Source organism: Collinsella sp. An307 (assembly GCF_002161805.1).
GTDB lineage: Bacteria > Actinomycetota > Coriobacteriia > Coriobacteriales > Coriobacteriaceae > Coprousia.
The window spans coordinates 301,598-324,012 of the sequence record NZ_NFIP01000001.1 but is presented as its reverse complement, the minus strand read 5'-3'; the positions used below and the strand labels follow the sequence as shown (position 1 = coordinate 324,012).

Genomic DNA, 22,415 nt, shown 5'->3' with positions numbered 1-22,415 from the left:
CCAACAGCCCAACAACGGAACGATCCGAAACGCATAGAACAATTTGAAAAGGAAGGAAAACGATGAAGCACACGAACCGGATACTGCGCGCGCTTGCCGCCGGGTTCTGCGCCCTGGTGCTGGCCCTTACAACGGTCGCGCCGGCCTTTGCCGCTGGCAGCCACACGCTCACCATCACGGCCGATACGTCCGGACATACCTATGAGGCGTATCAGGTCTTCAGCGGCGATTACTACAAGAAGGACGACTCGAGCGACCCCACGCTCTCCAATGTGGAATGGGGATCTGGCGTGAAAGGCGAGAATTTGCTCGTCGCGTTGAAAGATACAAGGTGGTCGCTGCACGCGCTCTTCACGGACTGCAAAACTGCGGCAGATGTGGCCGAAGTGCTTACCAGCAACCCCTTCGCCAACAACTCCGCCGATCTTGATGCAGTGGCAACCGTCATCGGCAATCATCTCACCAACACTCACTCTAGTTCCACCTCTGGCACAGGAACTCAGGCTCCATTCACCTACACCATCAGCGGCCTCGATGATGGCTATTATTTCGTGAGGGATAACACCGACGTCGTCATCGGCAACGACGACGCATACTCCAAATTCATGCTGCAGCTGCTCGGCGATGTGAGTGTTGAGGCCAAGTCCGACGTCCCCACGCTCGAGAAGGAAGTCGAGGACGTCAACGATTCCACCGGCGAGGCCGCCTGGGGTCCCAGCGCCGACCAAGACATCAGCGACCACGTGAACTTCCGCCTAACCGCCACCGTCGCAACTGACCTTACCTCGTATGACACGTATCAGTTCATCATGCACGACCATCTGGGCGACGGCCTCGACTTCGACGGCGCAGGCAGCGTCGCCGTAACGGTTGACGGCGCTCTGCTCGGCGCCAATCAATACACAGTTGTCTCCAATCCGGAAGACAATTGCACCTTCCATATCAAGTTCAATGACCTCAGGACGATAAAGAACGTCGAGGATGGCTGCAAGATCGTTGCGACCTACTCCGCAACGTTGAACGAGCACGCCGTGATTGGGGAACCTGGCAACCCCAACACCGCGCACCTGGAGTACTCCAACAACCCCAATGGCAGCGGCACCGGCACGACCACGCCCGACAACGCGGTGGTCTTCACCTACAAGACCATCATCAATAAGGTCGATGGCAACAATCAGCCGCTCGCGGGCGCTGCCTTCACCCTTGAGAAGCTGTATAAGGGTGAATCCAATGAATGGCGCACTGTGAAGACGTTTACCGCTGACGGCTCCACCACCTTCGAGTTCACCGGTCTCGATGACGGACACTACCGCCTGTCCGAGAGCACGACGCCTGGAGGCTACAACACCATCACGCCCATTGAGTTCGATATCACGGCGACACATGATGGAGGCTCGCAGATCACCAACCTCACCGGCGCTTCGACCAAAGGAGGTACCATCGAGTTCACATCCAACCCTGACGATGGCAGCCTGAGCGCCACCGTGGTGAACCAAGCCGGCGCCACCCTGCCCTCCACGGGCGGCATGGGCACAACGGTGCTCTATATCGTGGGCGGCACGCTCGTTGTAGTTGCCGGCGTGGCACTCGTGGTGAAGCGCCGCATGGCACAGAAGCAGTAGCCGAAGGATCGGCATCGGAGGGCACCCAGCGCGCTGATGCCACCAACCTTGGAGCAGCAGGAACCCCATGTCTAACCGCAAGCACATATCGGTCTCGACCGGATTGTTGGTCGCCGCGTTCGCGGTGGGGATCCTGCTGCTTCTGTATCCCAGCGTGAGTGACTGGTGGAACTCCTTTCATCAAAGCCAGCTCATCGCTAGCTACGACGATGAGGTCGCCGCGGCGAGCTCCGCCGAGCGAGACCAGATGCTCGCGGAAGCACGCGCCTATAACGAGGCGCTCTTGGAGCAGCACGATCGCTACCACCCCACCGACGCCTTCCATCGCCGCTATGCGAGCACGCTCGATGTCTCGGGCACCGGCATGCTCTGCTACGTGGAGGTGCCGTCGGTAAACATCATGCTTCCCGTGTACCACGGCATCGATGACGATGTTCTGCAGGTGGCCGCGGGGCATATCGAGGGGAGCTCGCTGCCGGTGGGCGGGGCATCCACCCACACGGTCCTCTCGGGGCACCGCGGACTGCCGAGCGCGCGCCTGTTCAGCGATATCGACCAGCTTGTCGAGGGCGACGTCTTCTTGATTCACGTACTGGGCGAGACCCTCACCTACGAGGTGGACCAGATCCGCATCGTGGAACCCAACGAGCTCGACGACCTGGAGATCGAAGAGAGGCGCGACTTGGCGACGCTCGTCACCTGCACGCCCTATGGCGTGAACACGCACCGCCTGTTGGTGCGCGGGCACCGAATCGCCAACGATGCCGTGCCCGCAGGCGCCGGCGAGGCGACGCGAATCGATCCTGCGCAGGTAGCGCCCGTCATTGCCGCACCGATCCTACTTATCCTGCTGGTTATCGTGTTGGTGAGAACGCGAACGCGCCGCAACGAAGACGGGGGCGACAATCCCGCACCCGAGCCCTCGCCACATGCAAATAGGGGCGCCCAACAGAACGACGCAGTTCCGGATGGAGCCGCGCGCCTCGGCGAGCCCGAGGCTCCATCCCCCTCCGATACTGTGCCTTCTGCCGATCCCAGCCCCTCCGCAGACTCCGAATCCTCTGCCCCATTTGAAGGTGATGACCTATGCTAGAAGCCCTTTCGCAGCGCACGCATCTTCGCCGACTGGTGTGCGTCCTAGCTACACTCTCTTTGCTGCTTTGCATGGCTCCCCGCTTCGCCTTCGCAGAGGAGCGTACCTCGGGTTACGCCATCGAGGCGAGCGCCCAAGATGGGAGCGCCGCGCTTTCTGGGGTCGACATCTCCCTCTACCGCGTGGGTGAGCTCTCCCCTTCTGGAAGCTGGAAGCTCACGGGGAGCTTCGCCGATTACCCAGTTGACCTTAATGGGCTGGATGCCAGCGGATGGGGCGCCGCAGCGCAAACGCTCGCAGCTTATGTCTCAGCAGACGCGGTGCCGGCCCTTGCAGCAGGCGCAACCGATGCACGCGGCCTGCTGCGCTTTGAAGACCTCGAGCACGGGCTATACCTGGTATGCGCCGGCGAGCTCGATTACCACGACGCGCGGTATCGCTTCTCGCCGATACTTACAGCGCTCCCCAGCGTAGATGATTCCGGGACGGAGCTCTCCGAGATGCGCTGCGACCTGAAATTCGAGCGTGTCGAGCTCACGAATCTCACGGTAGTCAAGCGCTGGGATGACGGGGGTGCCGCAAACCGCCCCAGGCAAATCAGCGTGCAGCTGCTCTGCGATGGCGAGGTCGCCGACACGATCCAGCTTGACGCCGCAGCAGGATGGCAGCATACCTGGACCGGATTGAGCCTGGGCCACAGCTGGCAGGTCGTTGAGGCAAACGTGCCCGACGGCTACACCGTCACCATCGAACGGAGCGGGGGCACGGTAGCAATCATCAACACGGGAGACATCACGCCTCCCGAGAAGCGGCTTCCTCAAACGGGCACGCTCTGGCACCTTGTGCCTCCGCTCGCATTCGCCGGCATGGCGCTTCTTATCGTAAGCGCGTATCGGAGGCGCCGTGTGCGATAACGAAGCCACCGAACATAGCCGGGCTCATCGCGGTGACAAGCGTCGCGATGAGCGTTGCCGGGCCCGACGCGGATTTATATCGGGAGCCCTAGGGTGCATCCTACTTGCAGCCGCGCTCGCCCTTGCCATCTATTGCGCATGGGATGAGACACGTGCCGGCAGCGATAGCTCTCGTGCGCTCGATTCACTTGGCGCCGCCATTGCCGGAGGCAGCAGCACCTCTCCCCTCGCCGGTCCGTTACCGGAACTTGAAATCGATGGGACATCATACGTGGGCATCATCGAGCTTCCCACGCTCGGACTCCGCCTGCCGGTTGGCGCCACCGCAGATGACGCCGCGCTGGCCCACTCGCCGGGACGCTATACCGGTTCGGCCTACGACGGCAACTTGGTCATCGCTGGCCACAGCTATCGCTCGCACTTCGGGCGGCTTACATCGCTGCAACCAGGCGACCTGGTTGTGTTCACCGATATCCTGGGCAACAGCTTTCGATACGAAGTTGCCATGACCGAGGTGCTCGGCCCTACCGATGTAAGCGGTATGACGGAAAGCGGCTATCCGCTCACCCTTTTCACCTGCACCTGGGACAGCTCCCGTCGCTTCACCGTCCGTTGCAGCTCCGCAAGCCCCGAGAGCATCGTTTGACCCGCATGGGGGTGTCTGCGCGAGAATGACAGCGTGGAGTCGCAGGGGCACAGGAGCCCCGATCATCGCGACGGAGCCCGCTCGAACTTTCTCCAGAGCGCAACATGCGGCGCAGCGCCCCCATTCAGCGCAGGCGAGCGCCGCTTCACACGGCCACAGAGACCATTAAACGTGCTCGCCACCCCCATCGCGCACGCCCGCGTCGTGGTGTTCGATGGTGTCCGCCATCGTGAAGCCCTGGTCATCGCCGAGTGAGCGCCACTTCGGCGTCACGATGCGCTGCGCCGGGTACACGCCTCGGTGCCCGGCGACAAGGTAGCCCACGAAGGACACGATCACGTAGTACAGGGCCGCGTAGCCGCCGAACACATTGATACCCAGCATGATGGTGGTGATGGGCACGTTGAGCGCCGCGCCGAAGATGCCGATCATGCCGAGCCCCGCCATGAACGAGGGCTGCACCTGCAGAAGCGGTCCCAACCAGCCACGACGAAAGGCCGCCGTAGCGGTACAGGTCAAACACCACGTACACCGCCAGAAGCACGAGCGAGCTCACGAGCGCGGAAACCAGGTGGCCCGTGATGTGCCCCGCATGGAAGCGCTTGACCATGCGAATCGCGGCGGAGAACAGCCGCGCCGCGTTGCCGAAGACGAGGTCCGCTACCACCGCGACTGCGATGCCCTGCAGCGTGAAATCAGGCACAAGTCCAAACGGATGCGTCTCGCGACCCGCGCCCAGAAGTGTCGCCACGGCATCGCCCACAAACGACGCGACCAGGCAATAGATGCTGGCTCCGTAGTGCAACTTGCCGACATAGCACATCTCTCCATGCCGAAGAACGCGCCAGTAAGCGACGTGCCGAACACGCCGCTGAACGCGGCGGAGATGCCCGGCATCAGCAAATCCTGGTGGTCATGGGGCTCCAGCTTGGATAGGCGCGATGCAGCATCCGCGATGGCACCGCCGATCTGCACCGCCGTTCCCTCGCGGCCCGCAGAGCTGCCGGCCAGATGCGTTGCGAGATGGCACCGATGATCGACGCCCCGAAGCTGATGATGAAGAACAGCGCGTACACGAAACCTCCTGCTACCCGAGCCATACGGTAACCCCAGTATTGCGCGGATAACGGGAGGTTCTAAAATCTTCGCCCCACGTAAAAACAGGACAGAGGGAGTTTTACTTTACCTTAGGCGGCGCGGTACACGCGCCGGGGCTCCTCCTCGCCGCGGACAGCGGCGGCGGTCACCACGACCCTCTCGACGCCCTCCTCGCTGGGAAGGTCGAACATGGTCTTCTGGAGAAGCTGCTCGCAGATGGAGCGCAGGCCGCGGGCGCCGGTCTTGCGGGCAAGCGCGAGCTTAGCGATCTCATGGAGCGCCTCGTCGTCAAACGCAAGGTCAACACCCTCGAGCTGGAACATACGACGGTACTGCTTGACGATGGCGTTGCGCGGCTCGGTGAGGATGGACACGAGGTCATCCTCGTCAAGAGCGCAGGTCTGCGTGATCACCGGCGTACGGCCGATGAACTCGGGAATCATGCCAAAGGCGTTGAGGTCCTGCGGGAGCACCTGACGGAGCAGATCGTTCTCGTCAGTGGAGGTGGGGCCGGCGATCTCGGAGTTGAAACCGATACCCTTGTTGCCTACGCGATCGGCGATGATCTTGTCGAGCCCCACGAAGGCGCCGCCGCAGATGAAGAGGATATTGGTCGTGTCGATCTGCAGAAGCTCCTGCTGGGGATGCTTGCGGCCGCCCTGGGGCGGAACGCTCGCAACAGTGCCCTCGAGAATCTTGAGGAGCGCCTGCTGCACGCCCTCGCCGGAGACGTCGCGCGTGATGGAAAGGTTCTCCGCCTTGCGCGCCACCTTGTCGATCTCGTCGATGTAGATGATGCCCACCTGGGCACGCTCGATGTCGCCGTCGGCAGCGGTAATGAGCTTGAGGAGGATGTTCTCCACGTCCTCGCCCACGTAGCCCGCCTCGGTGAGCGCGGTGGCATCGGCGATGGCAAACGGCACCTCGAGGATGCGCGCGAGCGTCTGCGCCAAAAGCGTCTTACCCGTGCCCGTGGGACCAAGAAGCAGGATGTTTGACTTGGCGAGCTCCACATCCGCAAGGTCGTCAACACCAGCGGCGTGCTTACCGATGGGCGCGCTGGGACGCCCGGCACTCTCGTCGAGTGCCGCCTCGGCAGCGCCACCCTCGATGACACGGCGGTAATGGTTGTAGACGGCGACGGACATGGCGCGCTTGGCGTCCTCCTGCCCCATCACGTACTGAGAAAGCTCGTCGTAGATCTCGTGCGGCGTGGGAACGCGGCGGATGACCTGCTTAGAGGCCTCCGGCTCGGGCTCTGCCTCCTCGGCCTCGACCTCGGGCGTCATGAAGCCGAGGTCGCCGAGGCCGTTGTAGCCGCCCTGCGACATGATGTCGCGCGCGATGGACTCCTCCAGAATGGCGGAGCACTCAGAGACGCACTCGTCGCAGATAAAGATGTTATGCGGACCGCGCACGAGCTTGCGGACCTGATCTTGGGTCTTGCCGCAGAAAGAGCAGCGGATGGGCTCGGCGGGCGTACCGTCGTAGCCGATGTTGTCATGCGTGTCGCGCGGCATTATGCGTCGCCTTTCGCTGCGTCGGTACGGGAGGAGATGATGCGGTCCACCAGACCGTACTCAAGAGCAGCCTGAGCGCGCATGTAATGATCGCGCTCGGTGTCCTGAGAAACCTTCTCAATAGGCTGGCCCGTGGCGTCGGCGAGAATCTGGTTAAGGTTGCGCCTCGTTTCCTTGATCTCCTGGGCCACGATCTCGATCTCGGTCTGCTGGCCCTGGGCGCCGCCGCTCGGCTGGTGGATCATCACCATCGAGTTGGGCAGGCAGAAGCGCTTGCCGCGTGCGCCGTTGGCAAGAAGCACCGCAGCCATGGAGGCGGCCATGCCCACGCAGATGGTCGACACGTCGGGCTTGATGAAGTTCATGGTGTCGAGAATCGCGAGACCGGAGTAGACCTCACCGCCCGGGGAGTTGATGTAGAGCGAGATGTCCTTCTCGGCATCCTGGCTCTCCAGGTGCAGAAGCTGCGCGATCACGAGGTTCGCCGTGACCGAGTTGATCTCCTCGCCCAAAAAGACGATGCGATCGTTCAGCAGGCGCGAGTAGATATCGTAGCTTCGCTCACCCCGCGGGGTCTGCTCGATCACATAGGGCACGAGCGCGTTGTTGATATGCGAGATCATGCGTATTTCCTTCTTTCGCTTCGCGTCAATGCGAACACGGTGCCAGAGCCCGCCAGCGGACCCGGCACCGTGTCAAAACGGTCACGAGCTATGATACCCCACCGTGCGGGTGGGTTTCACGGCGCAGAGTATACGCTACTCGGCGTCCTTGGCGGTCTCGTCCACCTCGGTGACCTTGGCGTTCTCGACGAGCCAGTTCACGGCCTTGGAACGGCGAATGGAGTCACGGACGGCGGGCATGCGGCCCTCGGCGACGAAGCGCTCCTTCGTGGCCTCGGGATCATCGACGCCGGCGCTCTTGAACTCGTTGTCAACGTCCCCGTCGGTAACCTCGACCTTGAGCTCGCGGGCAAGCGCGTCGAGCGCGAGGGACTCGCGGGCGACGTCGTCGGCCTGGTGATGGAGGTCGGCGATGAACTGGTCGCCGGTCATGCCGTTGGCCTGGAGCCAGGCGTCGAGCGACATGCCGCGGGCAGCGAGGCTCTGGAGGAAGTTCTGGCCGAGCTCCTGGAAGACGGACTGCTCGTAGTCCTTGTCCATCTCGTCGAGCTCAAGACGCTCGGCGAGCTTGGCGACGCAGCGGTTCTCCTTGAGCTGAGGGAGACGGGACTCCTTGTCAGCGGCGATCTCCTCCTTGACGGCGTCGCGCATGGTGGCGATGTCGTCAAAACCAAAGCCGGTCTTGGCGAACTCGTCGGTGAGCTCGGGGAGCTTGCGGGCCTTGATGCCGTTCACGGTAACGTTAACGGCGGCTTCCTCGGCGCCCTCGGTCTCGGGCGTCCAGCTGATCTCCTTGGTCTCGCCGACCTTCATGCCCATGAGGCCCTCGTCGAAGGCGTTGGGCAGGTTACCGGAGCCCATGGCGATCATGCGGGAGTCGCCAGCGAGCGCCTCGGCGTTCTTGATGTTCTCAACCTTGGCGGTGACGAAGTCGGTGTCCTCGATGCCGCGGTCCTCAACATCCTCAAAGGTGGCGTGATAGCCGAGGAGCATCTCGATCTGAGCGTCGATCTCGGACTCGGTGACCTCCGCGGGAGGCATCTCGATCTCGACGGCGTCATAGGAGCTGAGCGAGGGCGTGGGACGCAGAGCGAAGGTGATGGCGTAGGTGTAGTCCTCATGGTCCTTGACCATCTCGAGGCTCTCCTCGTCGATGTCGCCGTGCTCCTTCACCGGCACGATGTCGAGCTCGTTGATGATGGCGGGCTCGGCGTCGTTGATGATGCGGTTGGTGGCGTCGACGAGACCAAAGCCCTTGCCGAGCATGTTGTCGACGACCGCGCGGGGCGCATGGCCGGGGCGGAAGCCCGGGAAGCGGTACTTATGCGCGGCGTCCTTGTACGCCTTCTTGATGGCGGCGTCAACGTCGGCGGCGGGGATGGTCACCGTAGCGGTAAGCTTACCGTCCTGCACCTCGGATTGCGTGATGTTCAACGTTCCTCCTCTTGCGTGGCCCAGCCGATCTTTGGGCGCTGGGTACCCCTGTATGACGGTTGCCGGCGCGCAGGGTATCCCCCGGCGCGGCCGTGCGCCATGGTGCGGGCGAAAGGACTCGAACCTTCACGGGAATCCCACTGGAACCTAAATCCAGCGCGTCTACCAATTCCGCCACGCCCGCATACGCGACGCACAGACTAAGCATGATAGCAGAAAGCTCCTGCTTGTATACGCCAAGGCTGCGGTCCTCAAATGCGGTCCACACCAAGGTAGCCACGGCGGGTGGATCGAGGTGCCGCAGGAGCGCTTAATTCGAGCTCGCGATAGCCGCAGCAGTTCAGAATCTCCGTGTCCGCAGGGTGAACGCACCCACGCGCGATACGCCCGTATTCCGGGTGGATGTGCCCGTGCAACAGATAGCGCGGCGAGAGCATTTCAAGGCACGTGTTGAAGGCGTCAAATCCCTGATGAGGAAGATCGTCGAGGTCACCGTACCCGCGCGGCGGCGTATGGGTCACGAGCACATCAACACCGCCCTGAGCCTTGGCGGCAAGCGAGAGGCGCAGCATCCGCCAGTACATATCACGCTCGGTGAACCCAAAGACACGGTCGTTATAGCGTACAGAACCGCCGAGCCCCATGAAGCGCACGCCGCGGTACTCGGCGATGCGGCCCTCGATCGAGCGGCAGCCCTCGGGCGTGTGCAGACGGTACGCTGTGTCGTGGTTGCCCCACACGTAGAGCAGAGGAACGTTTGCCATCGTCACGATATGCTCGAGGTAGCGCGCGTCGAGGTCTCCGCACGACACGATGAGGTCGTACCCCTGCAGGCACTCTCGCGCGCTCGCCGCGGTAAGCCAGCGCTCCTCCACGTCGGCTATGGCGAGCACCCTCATGAAAGGGTCCCCTTGTGCGGAAGCTTCGTGGGGTCGAGCGGAATCACGCCGGAGACCTCCACCTGCTCGAGACCCTCCTGCGACAGCTCGCGCTGCTCAGGCAAGCGCCCGACGATGTTCTCGTTCAGCCACCGCATGCGCACGATCTCCTCGCTCGAGAGGCGGTCGGGCCCGGTATGGACGAGTGTGCCGCCCTGGCTGACGAGCTCCCCGGCAAAGGGGTTGATGCGGCGCGTGAGCATCGACTGGCGGATACCCTCCACGAGCACCCGCTGGCCGTAGGGCACCTCGTCGGAAAGACGGACGTCGAGCACGCCCGCAGACATCCCCCACCAGTAGTTGAGAGCCTCGCCGCGGCGCGTCGCCCCCTCCTTTTTCCACGAGTCGTTTCTGATGGAGCGGACGATGAGCGCATAGTAGCGCCCCCACTTCCAGATGGGCTCGGCCAGGTGGCGGCAGGTGCCGTCGTCCATAATCTCGTAAAGGCCCCAGGGCTCGTCGGGGTCGCTCGGATCGAGGTAGTCGCGGGCGGAGACCACGCGCACATCGCTCTCGGCGAGCTCGCGCTTCCAGTCGTAGTCCTTGGCGGAGAACCATTTGAGATAGACCGTCACATACGGGTCGATCATGCGCGCGCCGATGGCAAAAGCGTTGATCTCTGCCACGGTGCCATAGACCGGGTTCTCGGCCACGTAGCCCACGCGATGGTTCTTGGCCATGCTCGCCGCAAGGGCGCCGAGCAAAAACTTTGCCTCATACAGCCGTCCCGCAAACGTGCGCACGGCGCTGTGCGAAAGCGAGACCGAACAGTTGATGATAGGAAGCTCCGGGTGCGCCACCGCCGCACGCAGGCAGGAGCGCATCTGCGTGGGCGAGACCGTGACGATGAGGTCGGCGCGGCGACGCGTGGCGTCGGCAACAGCGGCGTCGAAGGCGGCATCGTTGTTGCAATCGAAATATGCCTGGGACATGACGGTCGGCCCGACCTTCTCAACGAGCTTCATCCGACCCTTCTCATGAAGCGCCGTCCAGCCGTCGACCTCGGGCGAAGACTCGTAGATAAACGCCGCGAAAAACGGCCGCGACCCCATGGTCTCTTTGGCGAGCGATTTGATCTCGGGAATGATATTGGTGCGCTTGCCGCTTGGGTCTTCGAGGTAGGCCACCTTGCCGCCGTCGCGCGAGACCACAAACTCGTCCCAGATGCGCGCGACGCGTGCATCGACCTCGGCGGGAAACGCGTGCACCGCCTCGTCATACCCAAACACCTTAAGATAGATGAGAAACGCGCTGCCGGCGCTCATGCCGAGGGTCTCGCCGTGACGCGCCCGGAAGGCGGCGGCAAACGCATCGAAGGCCGAGCGCAGGTCGCGCACGGCGTCATCGGGCCAGGGCTCGTCCAGGTCACGCCCGGCAAACGCGGCGAGGCGCGCGTAATCGCCCTCCTCCGCGAGCACGATGCCAAAGACGGGGGCGACGCGGTAGAAGCGCATGAACTCCTGGTAAACGCGGTAGGCCTTGCTGTCACTCGGCATAGGCACGACGCGCGTGATCTTGGCGAGCACCGTCGGCTGCCCCAGATAGCGCAGGACCGAGACGCGCTTGTTGCCCTCCTGCACGTAGAAGCGCTGGAGGTACTCGTAGACCACGATGGGCTCGTGGATGCCCTCGGCGCGCTGCGAGTCGATGAGGTCGCTCCACTTGCTCGCGAACTCCGTCGATGCCTCCTGCAGGGGCATGAAGCCCGACGAGAAGCTGTTCTGGCGCCCGCGCGTGCGCGTGCCTGCGATGAGCGAAAGGTCAATCTCGGCAAGACCGAGGGGAATCTCGCCTTGGTAGCCCTCACCCTTGAGGATGTCGTCGAGCGCGGGCGGATAGGGGTACCTGCCCGCGGCGACATCGGCCTGGAACTCCTTGGTTGCGCGCTTGCGGGCGCGGCGGTAATCCTCGAGCATGCGCTTCCCCTTTCTATAGGGCAGATGTCCTGCGACGGGAAGGGCCGGCCCCACAGGGCCCAGGCAAACGACGCGCCGGGGACGGGCCCCGGCGCTACCACTTCCCTACAGGCGCTCGAATCGGTAGGTGCGACCCATGTACGGCTCGGCGTTGATGGGCAGCGGGAACCCCTCGTCCATAAGGGCGTCCGCAGCAAAAACATTGCCCGTGGTGAGCTCACGGTAGAAGGCGCCCGGCGTGAGCCCGCGCGGGGTGACGTAGCGTGCCACACCGTAGCCCTCGATGAGCAGAAGCACCGTACCGAGCACAGCCTTGCTGCCGTCTTCTGCCACAAACTCCCAGGCGCAGACCTCGTCCGCGGGACCCGAGAGGCGGAAGTAGCGACCCTCGCGCACCACGTCCTCAATCTCGCGATGGAGCGCAACCTGCGCCTTGACGTGCTCGCAGGCGCGCTCGGGAAGATCGTTCAGGTCAAGCTCGTAGCCAAAGCCGCCCCCTGCGAGCGCAACGGTGCCGCGGGCGGAGATGGGGGTCGTGCGCCAGTTGATCTCGTTGGGGCAAGCCGAGACGTGCGCGCCCATGGTGGACGCCGGGTAGCCAAACGAGGTGCCGTACTGGATGGCGAGCCGGTTGACGGCGTCGGTGTTGTCGCTCGTCCAGATCTGCGGCGTGTAGTAGAGCATGCCGGCGTCAAAGCGGCACCCGCCCGCAGAGCAACCCTCGAACAGGATGTGCGGATAGCGCTGCACCAAGCGCTCGAGGAGCTCGTAGAGGCCGCGCGTGTAGTCGTAGAGCACCTTGCCCTGGTCGGTGGCGGTGGCGGAGTAGAGGTCCACGATGTTGCGGTTGCAGTCCCACTTGACGTACTCGATGTTTGCCTGGTCAAAGACGGCGCACAGCTGCTCGTAGATGTTGTCGCGCACCTCTTTGCGCGAGAAGTCGAGCACGAGCTGGTCGCGGCCGAGCACGGGATCCTTGCCGGGTATGGCGAGCGCCCAGTCGGGATGCGCGCGGTAAAGGTCACTGTCCTCAGAGACCATCTCCGGCTCGACCCAGATGCCAAACTTGAGTCCGAGCGCGTTCACGCGGTCGACGAGCTCAGCGAGGGTGCCGCCGAGCTTCTCCTCGTTGACGTACCAGTCACCGAGCGCTCGGAAGTCATCGTTGCGCTTGCCAAACCAGCCGTCGTCCATAACGAGCATCTCTATGCCGAGCTCTGCCGCCTTCTTGGCAAGGTCCACGAGCGTGTCGCCCGTGAAGTCAAAGTAGCAGGCCTCCCAGCTGTTGAGGAGCACCGGGCGCGGACGATCGCGCCAGGTCCCTCGCACCACGTGCGTGCGGATGCAACGGTGAAGGTTCTGCGAAAGGGCGCTCAAGCCGTGCGCCGAGTAGCTCATGATGACCTCGGGGGCCACAAGCTCCTCGCCCGGCGCGAGCGGATAGGAGAAACGGTCGTCGGCAAGGCCCATCTGCATACGCGTCTGGGCGTACTGGCAGCGCTCGACCTCCGCCTCAAAGCCGCCGCTCCACACGAAGCTCATCGACCAGGCGCGGCCAGAGGTCTCGGTGGTCGCGCGGTCGCAGAGAATCATGAGCGGGTTGTACTGGCCAGAGGACATGCCGCGGCGGCTCCCCACATGGAAGCTGCCGTGATCGACAAAGTGGCGGTCGACGCGGCGCTCCATGGCGTGGCGACCGCTGAAGGTGATGACGTCAAAGCTGCCGTGGGTGAAGTCGAGGCACGCCGTCTGCAGGCGGTCGATGGTAAGGGCAGCCTCGCCGGCGTTGCGCACGATGGCGGCGCGGCAGATGACGTCGAGGTACGGCATGACGCCGTAGAGGAGCTCGACCTCAAGGCCCAGGCGAGGGTCGGCAAGTGTCACCGAGAGCGTCTCCGCCCCGTCGCCCTCCCCCTCGTCGTACACCGCGGGAAGGCCCGGCAGCGCGTACTTGCCCGAGCGCACCTCATGGCGCGCATAGCGCAGGTCACAGCCGTACACGCCGGCGGCGTCGCGCACGCGCAACAGGGGCGCGCGCATATCGCCCGCGCCGTCAAAGGGAAACTCCTGCGGCAGCACGTCGAGAGAATAGGTACGGTCGTGCACGTCGTGCGGACAGACGCACAAACCGCTGCGGTCCGCATAGGTGACAAGATAGTCCATGGTCCCCTCGGAGCGTGTACCGTAGTACAGATGCAGCAGGTAACCCGGCTCATCGACACGCATCTGGTACGTCGTATTGTCGGTGTGGAGGGTGAAGGTGCGGCTCGTCTCGTCCACGATGATAGGCATGGGTCCCCAATCCAGGTCAGATGATTCGGTCGGCTCTCCCCCGCTTGCGCCCTGCGCCTGCGCATCGCCCGCACCCCAAACGAGGTGCGGGCGATGCCGGTCAGCCCGGCACGTCAACGGGCAGAACCACAAAGTATGGGTATGTTACTTTACCGCGCCGTTGGTAACGCCGCCGATGATCTGCTTCTGCGCAAAGATATAGAAGATTATCATCGGAAGCATGGCGAGCAGGTACGAAGCAAAGGCGAGCGGATAGTCCGTGCCAAACGCCGTCTGGAAGCTCATCTGAGCAAGCGGCAGGGTGTAGACGCCCGAACCACCCATGATAACGAGCGGGGTCATGACGTCGTTCCACACCGCAAGGCCGGTGAGCACCGCCACGGTGGCGTGCATGGGCTTCATGATCGGGAAGATGACCTTCCAGAACGTGGTCCAGGTGGAGGCACCGTCCACACGCGCCGCCTCTTCGAGCGCAATGGGGATGTTACGCAGGTAACCGGTGTAGAGCATCACGTTCATGGGCATGTAGAAGACGATGTAGAGAAGCATCACGCCGACCATGTTGTCGAGGTGCAGGATCGCCGTCTGCTTGACGAGCGGCATCATGAGGATCGCAAAGGGCACGTACATGCCGGCAATGATGAACAGATAGCTCCACTTGAAGGCACGACGCTCCATGTTGCGGCCGATGGCGTAGGCGGCAAGCGAATGGATAAGAATCGACACCACCACCGCCACGACCGTGATGATGAGCGAGTTCATGAAGGACGTGAAGAACTGCGTCGCCTCCATGGCCTCAAGGAAGTTTGCAAAGTCCCAGGTTTCGGGCAGCGAGAAGATCTCGAGACCCGTTGGCATCTTGTCCGCGATAGCGATGCGCACCGTCATGTAGAGCGGGAACACGATAACAATGAGCGCAAGCAGGATGAGACCTGCGGTGATGGGCCAGTTCACCCGTTCCTTAACCTTGGCCCCAAATGCATCTTTAGCCATTAGAGCTGCTCCTCCTTACTGCTCAGGAAGTTCGTCTGCAGGATCGAGATGACGGCGATCAAGATGAAGAACATCACGGCGTTGGCGCACTGGAAGCCAAACTGGCCGCCCGAGAGGCCGTTGTTGTAGATGAGGTAGGAAATGGACTCGGTAGACTGCGACGGGCCGCCCGAGGTCATAGCCACGATCTGGTCGAAGACCATGAGCATGTTCTTCATCACGAGCACCATATTGGTGGTAACGCTTGGCATGATGAGCGGGAACGTGATGTAGCGGAACTTGTTCCAGCCCGTGGCGCCGTCGAGGCTGCCCGCCTCGTAGACATCCTCCGGCACGCTGGAAAGACCGGTGATGTAGATGATGGTCGTCTGGGCGCAGGACTGCCACACAAGTACCACCACGATGGCGATCCAGGCGAGGTCGGGCGAGGCCAGAATGGACTCGGTGCCGGTGAGCGCCGGGATAATCCAAGTGAAGAGGTAGCTAAAGACGTAGCCCACCACGAGCGCACCCAGGATCTGGGGAACGAAGAACAGACCGCGCAGCGCGCTCTTGAACTTGATCTTGCTCGACAGGGCGATGGCCAGAAGCAAACTGATCACGTTGGTGAGAATCGTTGCCACCACGGCCACCTTGAACGTGAACAGGTAGGAGTTTCCCACGCGCGCATCGCTAAAGAGGTCGAGGTAGTTCTGGAGACCCACGATGTCAAAGGCACCGTAGCCCTTGGAGTTGGTGAAGCTGTAGAACACACCCGTGAGAAGCGGGAAGGTGTTGAACGCCACAAACAGCACGAGCACGGGGATGAGGATCGCGTAGAACGTCTTCATGCGGCCCGAGCCGACTTTGCTCTTGCTAAGACTTGCCATTGCTTATCCCCCTTACTGCTGGCTCTCGTACTCTTGGACCTTGCGGATGACCTCGCGGTTGTAGCGCAGCCAGTCGGTGTCGAACTTCTCGAGGAAAGCGGCGATGGCGGTGTCGTCATCGCGCTCGTCGAGCAGCATCGTCTGCAGCTGGGCGTCGACCGCCATGGCGGACTGGTAGGAATGGTCGAGGTAGTCGAGCACGCGCCCCTCGTCCAAAAACTCCTGGATACCGTCGAAGAGCGGATCGAGCTCAAAGTCGCCCTCCGCGCAGGGAATGGCGCGCTGATCGGAGATGTAGGTCTGTAGGTTCTCTGGCTCGGCGAGGTAACTCAGCACCTCAAAGACCTCGTCCTTATGCGGGCAGGTCTCGGCAACGCACCACTGCAGGTCCACGCCGGACACCACGATGCGGTCCGCCGGGTTATCGGCCGAGGGCATGGCAAACATGCCAACGTTAATGGCGTCGTTGCCCGTCATAATCTGCGGCACGGCAAAGCTGCCGCAGGGGTACATTGCGCTCTTGCCATTGGCAAAGCTCGTGCAAGCATCGTTATAGCTCGCCGCAAACGGTCCGGGCTCGCCGGGCAGGCACGCCTGGCTGTACTGAAGCATCTGGCGCATGCGGCGCGCAGGCTCGCCGTAGTAGTCGGCAAACTTGGCGCTGCCAGCGTTTACCTCGCGCGCAAGGTCTGAGGGCACCATGTTGACGGTAATGGAGTTCCAGGGACTCAGGATGGTCCAGGTGTCGAGGTAGCCGAGGTAAAACGGTGCGACTTCGCCCTCGGCCTTAATCTCTTCGCAAAGGTCGATAAGCTCGTCCCAGGTCTCGGGAATCTGCCAACCGTGCTCCTCGAACATATCGACGTTGTAGAGCATGCCCGCGGCGTTCGCCACATACGGCACGCCGTAGATGCCATCCATCGGCACGTAGGTGACGCTCTTTAAGATATCGGTGTAGGACTGCTTGACGTTGGTCAGGCTCTCGTAACCCGAGACATCGGCGAGGATGTTCGAGTCGACGAAGTTGGCGTAATCGCCATCGCCGCCGATGCCGATAACGTCCGGGTAGTTCTCGCGCACAAAGCGCGTCTTCATGATGGTGACGGCGTCCGCTGGACTGTCAATTTTGAGCACGATGTTGTCGTGCGAAGCGTTGAAGTCGGCTTGAATCTGGTCAAAGAGGGCCTTGGCCTCCTGCTTGTAGGAGACGATCTCCACCTCGACCTTGCCGTCCGCGGTCTCGCTCGTGCAGCCGGCGAACAGAAGCGACGAGAGCGCCGCTGCCGAGAGGCCGAGCGCGGAGCGCCTGGTGATTGGCTTGGATACCATACGCGTATCAGCTCCCCTCTCGGACTAGTGGACGATGGCGAGCTCGGTGTCCTTGTCGAACACATGCAGCTTGTCGACGTCGAAGGCGACCTTGATGCGATTGCCCGTGCGGACGGGGTTGGTGGCCGAGATGTGCGCGGAGATGGCGCCGCCGTCCACGTCGCCGTAGATCATGGCTTCGGAGCCCAAGAGCTCGTAGACCGTGACGACCGCCTCGATGGGCTCGGAGAGCTTCTTATTCTCGGCGTACTCATGCTCCTCGACAACGTCCTCCGGACGGATGCCGGCGATAACGACCTTGCCCACGTAGGGCTTGAGCGCCGCTGCCTTGGAATCGGGCACCGTGATGGTGTTCTTGCCAAAGGTAAGGGTCAGATGACCCGCGGCCTCGCCCACCGTAGCGTCGATGAAGTTCATCTGAGGGCTGCCGATAAAGCCTGCGACAAAGAGGTTGCACGGCTCGCTGTAGAGCTTAGCGGGCGTATCGACCTGCTGCATGACGCCATCCTTCATGACGACGATGCGCGTGCCGAGCGTCATGGCCTCAGTCTGGTCGTGCGTGACGTAGATGATGGTGGCACCGAGGCGCTGATGGAGCTTGGAAATCTCGGCGCGCATCTGGACGCGGAGTTTGGCGTCGAGGTTGGAGAGCGGCTCGTCCATGAGGAAGACCTTGGGCTGGCGCGCGATGGCGCGACCCATGGCGACACGCTGGCGCTGACCGCCGGAGAGCGCCGAGGGCTTGCGGTCGAGCAGCTTCTCGAGGTCGAGGATGCGTGCGGCGTCGTGCACAATCTTATCGATCTGGTCCTGCGGGGCTTTGCGCAGGCGCAGCGGGAACGCCATGTTCTCGTAAACCGTCATGTGCGGGTAGAGCGCGTAGTTCTGGAACACCATTGCGATGTCGCGGTCCTTGGGCTCCACGTCGTTCACAACGCGACCGTCAATCTTGAGCGTGCCCGAGGTGATGTCCTCCAGGCCCGCAATCATGCGCAGCGTAGTCGATTTACCGCAACCCGAAGGCCCGACAAAGATGATGAACTCCTTGTCGGCAATCTCGAGGTTGAAATCCTTCACCCCCTCGTAGCCGTTCGGGTACTTCTTGCCCACGTGTTCGAGCGTAAGTCCGGCCATTGAACTTCCCCTTCCGTAGCGGGTCCCTCTGCTTTGCAAAAATGACTGGCAAAGCGTATCGGGGATGATGGTAGCACCTACCTTTTTGCACGATATATCTAGTATTACGTTATGTTCTATTCAGTTGTTCGCTATTGCGCAGGTATTTGACTTGCTATTCCTGCATGTTCGTAAGATTCTTTTCGCCAAACGGTCGATTTTTGGGTGGCAACGGTTGGATAAACCAACACGTGCCAGACTTGCGCTGCGTATCGTAAACCGCTATCTTAGCTGGTAATCTAATGTGTGAAACGAACGATTAGCGATGTTTATACCACGATGCGTCTTATATAGCGAGACTTTATACCACTATTAGTTACAGTTCGCATTATAGTATATTCAAATCAGAAACTCGCATAGAGAGGATTTGCGTATGCGCCCGCACGAGATTGACTTCTCCACCTTCGAAGGAGGGGTCTTTACCGACCTCATGCCCTACCAATACGGCCGCGAGGTCTGCACGCCAGCCCATGCCTTCGGTCCGGCGCGGCGCAGCCACTACCTGTTCCACTACATCCTCTCGGGGGCAGGCGTGTTCACCACCACCTCCGAGAACGGGGAGCGCACGGACTATCCCCTTCGCGCCGGCGAGGGATTCTTGATCTTCCCGACCGAGATCACCACCTACGTTGCCGATATGGACGACCCCTGGGAGTACATTTGGGTGGAGTTCGATGGCGCTCAGGTAAAGTCGGCACTCGACAGTCTCGGCATGAGCGCTGCCAACCCCGTCTATCACTCGCAAAACGACGAGGCGCGCAACACCATGGTCTCGTCCATGCGCGCCCTCATCGAACACCGCGACGCCTCGCCGTTCGAGCACGTGGCAGATACGTATCGCTTCCTCGATGGCCTCGTCCGTTCTGCCGTCCCCTACCGCACCTCCGCCGCCGGTAAGCTCCACGGGTACTACGTGGACGCCGCGCTCGAGTTCATCGCCGAGCGGTACCGCACCAACATCGGCGTCGAGGACATCGCGCGGCACATCGGCCTCAACCGCAGCTACTTTGGCAAGGTGTTCAAGGAGTCCATGGGGGTATCGCCTCAGCAGTTCTTGATTGGCTACCGCATGGAAAAGGCGGCGGACCTCCTCAAACTCTCGGCCCTCTCGGTTGCCGAGGTCGGAAGGTCCGTCGGATACCCCAATCAGCTTCACTTCTCGCGCGCGTTCAAAAGCGTGCACGGCGTCTCCCCACGCGCTTGGCGCCGCGAGCACGCGGGGAACGTCGCAGAGGGCGCGGAGATCACGCCCGTTTCATCCAGATAAAGTCCCAGCCAGAAAGCTCGACCGTCTCCACTTCCTCGGAAACGCCCGTCACAAGATTGGTGTAGACGGCACGCTCGGGCATCCAGATGGTCTTTGTCTCGTCGCTAAAGTTGAACACGGCGTGCAGCACCTCGTCACCCGCGCGGCGCACGATCCAAAGTATCGAAGTGTCGTCGTAGTCTTTGGTCGAGACCTCGGCATCCGCATCAAAAACGGGCTCGCTGCGACGGATCCCTTCAAGTTCGCCGAGCGCCTCGAAGATGCGGTGCGCCACCGTGGTGTCGTCGTCGATCTTGTCAACGAGCTCCCACGGGAACTTGCCGCGATGGATGTAACGCGAGTCCTCCGCGCGCTCCGGATCCTCCGTATAGGAGTAGTCGTTCACCTGGCCGACCTCATCGCCGCTGTAGATGATAGGAAGGCCCGACTGGGTAAACATGTAGGCGTGGAGCATGACGTCTTTCTGGATCGCCTGCGACATCTTCTCGTCGTCACCCTCAAAACCTGCCGCCTCGATGCCGCACATAGACGCCGTGGTCGCGCAGAAGCGCGCGTCGCCGGTCACGGGATCGGCATTGTAAAGAGTGCCGCGCGAGACGCTGCCCGGCGTGTGACCGAGGAAGTAATCGTTGAGGTAGCGCTTGTGCGGGACCTCCTCCATCCCCCAACCGGAAAGCGTAGCGTAGTCAAGGCCCCAGCCGATGTCATCGTGGCAGCGCAGGTAGTTCAGGAAGGTGTACTCGCGCGGCAGGTCGCAGACGATATCCATCTGACGGCGAAGCAGCCGCGTGTCGCGCGTTGCCACGGTGTGCCAGGTGGTCGCCATGGTGGTGACGTTATAGAGCATGTGGCACTCGGGCTTCTCGACCGTGCCAAAGTAGGGCGCGACCTCTTTGGGCTCCATGACGACCTCGCCCAGAAGAACGATGCCCGGACAGACGATCTCGCCGATCATGCGCATCATGCGCACGATGGTGTGGACCTGCGGGAGGTTGCGGCAGTTGGTGCCGAGCTGCTTCCAGATGTAGGGAACGGCGTCGATGCGGATGAAGTCGAGCCCGCGGTTCGCGAGGAAAAGGAAGTTGTACATCATCTCGTTGAAGACGCGCGGGTTGCGATAGTTGAGGTCCCACTGATAAGGGTAGAACTGCGTCATAACCGACTGGCCGAGCTCGGGCAGGTAGGTAAAGTGCCCCGGGGCCGTCGTGGGGAACACCTGGGGGACGTCGCGCGTGTACTGGTCAATGACCGCCTGGTTGCTTTCGAAGAAGTAGCGGCTCATGTACTCGCCCTCGCCCGCGCGAGCGCGCCGCGCCCACTCATGGTCCTCCGAGGTATGGTTCATCACGAAGTCCATGCAGAGGCTGATACCCTTCTCGTGGCACTTCTCCGCCAGATGCGAGAGGTCGTCCATCGTGCCGAGCGCAGGCATGACGCGACGGAAATCAGACACCGCGTAGCCGCCATCGGAACGGCTCTTGTCTGCGGGCGTGTCCAAAAACGGCATGAGGTGGATGTAGTTGACGTGGCAGCGCTCGATATACGGCAGCTTCTCCTCCACGCCCTTGATCGTGCCCGCAAAGTTGTCGATGTACATCTGCATGCCGAGCATGTTGCGGTTGCGGTACCAAGCGCCCTCCGCCTCGCGTGCCGCGTCCAGCTTTTTCAGCTCAGAGGCGCGCTCGTGGAAGAAGCGCTCCATCTCCTGCACGAACTCGGCAAACATGTCGCCGTTGTCGTACAGCTCCATGTAAAGCCAGCGGAGCTCGTCATGATGACGCGCGAGCCGCTCTTGGAATACGGCATCGTCCTTCGCCTTGGTCGAGCGGCGGGCAGGCGCCTTTTTAAGGGCGGCCTTCTTGACCGCAGGCTTGGCGGCGGGCTTCTTAGCAGCGGTCTTTTTGACAGCGGGCTTCTTGGCAGCAGAACCGTTGGAATTATTGGCCGGCATGCGCACTCCTAACCTTTTTACTTTGGCATGAACAACAGAATGGCGTTGCTCACAATCGCGAGCACGGGCGCGAGCAGACAGAGGAACACGCCAACTCCGGAGCTGATCATGCCAATCACGCACGTGAAGTCGCGACGGTAGTCCTCACGCCGCGCACGTCGCCCCAACATGAAGCCTCCGACTCCGGCAACCGCTCCCACCAGCTGCAAGGGAATGACCGGAACAAACGATACGAGCATCGACAGGACGCCGAGCGCGATCGAGATGTAATCCTTGGGCATGGCTCCTCCCCGCTCGGTATGACACGCGCTCATTATAAGGGAGCCGTGTACGCGGCTGACGCCGATCCCCAAACCCCTAGCATCAGGGTCGGAAAACTAGAAAAATCGCGCCTTCCCATCTGCCTGGGCGCACGAGAAGCCGCTGTCCGCCTTCGCCCGACCCTCCGACACAACTGGCAAGAACCTGACAGGAATCTAACCGCACAAACCAATATCTGACCAGCTAGATGACCGTTTACCGAACGCGAACGGCAATCCTCGTCAAATGCTGACAAAGCCTTGCAGTGCGGCATTTCAAGCGCTACCTTCTGCCCATGAAGACTGTACCCGCCCCTGTCATAGTGGTATCCCACGCCTCCGCCCTCCGTGGCATCCGCAGTGCCCGCCGCCGCTATGGCAGGCTGCCGTGGCGCGCGCTCGATGAGGATGAGCAGGCAAAGGTTCTGGGCTCTCGAA

Annotated in this window: 18 protein-coding genes and 1 tRNA gene; 5 read left to right on the top strand and 14 right to left on the bottom strand. The window is 62.1% G+C overall.

The genetic code is table 11. The features are described from left to right. Window positions 1-62 precede the first annotated feature (62 nt). From B5F89_RS01455 to B5F89_RS01440, 4 genes are all read left to right on the top strand, one after another. The gene (locus B5F89_RS01455; RefSeq protein WP_087430015.1) at window positions 63-1,622 is read left to right on the top strand and encodes an isopeptide-forming domain-containing fimbrial protein; all 1,560 of its coding nucleotides are present in this window, start codon (window positions 63-65) and stop codon (window positions 1,620-1,622) included. 67 nt (window positions 1,623-1,689) lie between these two features. Then, window positions 1,690-2,715: a class C sortase gene (locus tag B5F89_RS01450; protein WP_087430014.1), complete on the top strand. Its 1,026-nt coding sequence runs from the start codon at window positions 1,690-1,692 to the stop codon at window positions 2,713-2,715. A 71-nt stretch (window positions 2,716-2,786) separates the two neighbouring features. After that, window positions 2,787-3,629 carry a Cna B-type domain-containing protein gene (locus tag B5F89_RS01445; protein WP_158098388.1) on the top strand — a complete coding sequence of 281 codons (843 nt, stop codon included), beginning with the start codon at window positions 2,787-2,789 and terminating at the stop codon, window positions 3,627-3,629. Between the two features lie 271 nt (window positions 3,630-3,900). After that, the gene (locus tag B5F89_RS01440) at window positions 3,901-4,275 is read left to right on the top strand and encodes a sortase (protein ID WP_204230540.1); all 375 of its coding nucleotides are present in this window, start codon (window positions 3,901-3,903) and stop codon (window positions 4,273-4,275) included. Window positions 4,276-4,440: 165 nt separating this feature from the next. Here B5F89_RS01440 and B5F89_RS10155 read toward each other — a convergent pair whose 3' ends face one another. The 12 genes from B5F89_RS10155 to ugpC all read right to left on the bottom strand — a co-directional run bounded on the left by B5F89_RS10155 (window position 4,441) and on the right by ugpC (window position 18,421). Further along, the gene (locus tag B5F89_RS10155; protein WP_239286619.1) at window positions 4,441-4,794 is read right to left on the bottom strand and encodes a chloride channel protein; all 354 of its coding nucleotides are present in this window, start codon (window positions 4,792-4,794) and stop codon (window positions 4,441-4,443) included. A gap of 668 nt (window positions 4,795-5,462) precedes the next feature. Then, on the bottom strand, window positions 5,463-6,893 hold the full coding sequence (gene clpX, locus B5F89_RS01430) for an ATP-dependent Clp protease ATP-binding subunit ClpX (RefSeq protein ID WP_087430012.1): 1,431 nt from the start codon (window positions 6,891-6,893) through the stop codon (window positions 5,463-5,465). Continuing rightward, window positions 6,893-7,516: an ATP-dependent Clp protease proteolytic subunit gene (locus B5F89_RS01425; RefSeq protein WP_087430011.1), complete on the bottom strand. Its 624-nt coding sequence runs from the start codon at window positions 7,514-7,516 to the stop codon at window positions 6,893-6,895. The genes clpX and B5F89_RS01425 overlap by 1 nt, the downstream gene beginning before the upstream one ends. Window positions 7,517-7,651: 135 nt before the next feature. After that, window positions 7,652-8,950 (bottom strand): trigger factor, encoded by a 1,299-nt coding sequence (gene tig, locus B5F89_RS01420; RefSeq protein ID WP_087430010.1) that lies wholly within the window; start codon window positions 8,948-8,950, stop codon window positions 7,652-7,654. Window positions 8,951-9,050: 100 nt separating this feature from the next. Continuing rightward, window positions 9,051-9,134 (bottom strand) — tRNA-Leu (locus B5F89_RS01415). Window positions 9,135-9,201: 67 nt separating this feature from the next. Then, window positions 9,202-9,849: a metallophosphoesterase family protein gene (locus B5F89_RS01410; protein ID WP_087430009.1), complete on the bottom strand. Its 648-nt coding sequence runs from the start codon at window positions 9,847-9,849 to the stop codon at window positions 9,202-9,204. Beyond that, window positions 9,846-11,804: a BMP family ABC transporter substrate-binding protein gene (locus tag B5F89_RS01405; protein ID WP_087430008.1), complete on the bottom strand. Its 1,959-nt coding sequence runs from the start codon at window positions 11,802-11,804 to the stop codon at window positions 9,846-9,848. The genes B5F89_RS01410 and B5F89_RS01405 overlap by 4 nt, the downstream gene beginning before the upstream one ends. Before the next feature lie 105 nt (window positions 11,805-11,909). After that, a complete protein-coding gene (locus tag B5F89_RS01400) occupies window positions 11,910-14,096 on the bottom strand; it encodes an alpha-galactosidase (protein ID WP_087430007.1) in 2,187 nt (728 codons plus the stop codon). A 144-nt stretch (window positions 14,097-14,240) separates the two neighbouring features. Continuing rightward, a complete protein-coding gene (locus B5F89_RS01395; protein WP_087430006.1) occupies window positions 14,241-15,089 on the bottom strand; it encodes a carbohydrate ABC transporter permease in 849 nt (282 codons plus the stop codon). Beyond that, window positions 15,089-15,958, bottom strand: a complete 870-nt coding sequence (locus B5F89_RS01390; protein WP_087430005.1) for a sugar ABC transporter permease — start codon at window positions 15,956-15,958, stop codon at window positions 15,089-15,091. The genes B5F89_RS01395 and B5F89_RS01390 overlap by 1 nt, the downstream gene beginning before the upstream one ends. Before the next feature lie 12 nt (window positions 15,959-15,970). Next, a complete protein-coding gene (locus B5F89_RS01385; RefSeq protein ID WP_087430004.1) occupies window positions 15,971-17,287 on the bottom strand; it encodes an extracellular solute-binding protein in 1,317 nt (438 codons plus the stop codon). A gap of 24 nt (window positions 17,288-17,311) precedes the next feature. After that, window positions 17,312-18,421, bottom strand: a complete 1,110-nt coding sequence (gene ugpC, locus B5F89_RS01380) for a sn-glycerol-3-phosphate ABC transporter ATP-binding protein UgpC (protein ID WP_087430003.1) — start codon at window positions 18,419-18,421, stop codon at window positions 17,312-17,314. Window positions 18,422-18,833: 412 nt separating this feature from the next. On the opposite strand from ugpC, the gene B5F89_RS01375 reads away from it, so the two are divergent. After that, complete coding sequence (locus B5F89_RS01375) at window positions 18,834-19,727, top strand: AraC family transcriptional regulator (protein WP_087430002.1); 894 nt, start codon at window positions 18,834-18,836, stop codon at window positions 19,725-19,727. On the opposite strand, the gene B5F89_RS01370 is transcribed toward B5F89_RS01375, so the two are convergent. Both B5F89_RS01370 and B5F89_RS01365 read right to left on the bottom strand, forming a co-directional pair. Continuing rightward, a complete protein-coding gene (locus tag B5F89_RS01370; RefSeq protein WP_087430120.1) occupies window positions 19,705-21,678 on the bottom strand; it encodes an alpha-amylase family protein in 1,974 nt (657 codons plus the stop codon). The genes B5F89_RS01375 and B5F89_RS01370 overlap by 23 nt on opposite strands. A 17-nt stretch (window positions 21,679-21,695) precedes the next feature. Further along, entirely contained in the window at window positions 21,696-21,959 is a 264-nt protein-coding gene (locus B5F89_RS01365) for a hypothetical protein (RefSeq protein ID WP_087430001.1), read from the bottom strand. Between the last annotated feature and the right edge of the window lie 456 nt (window positions 21,960-22,415).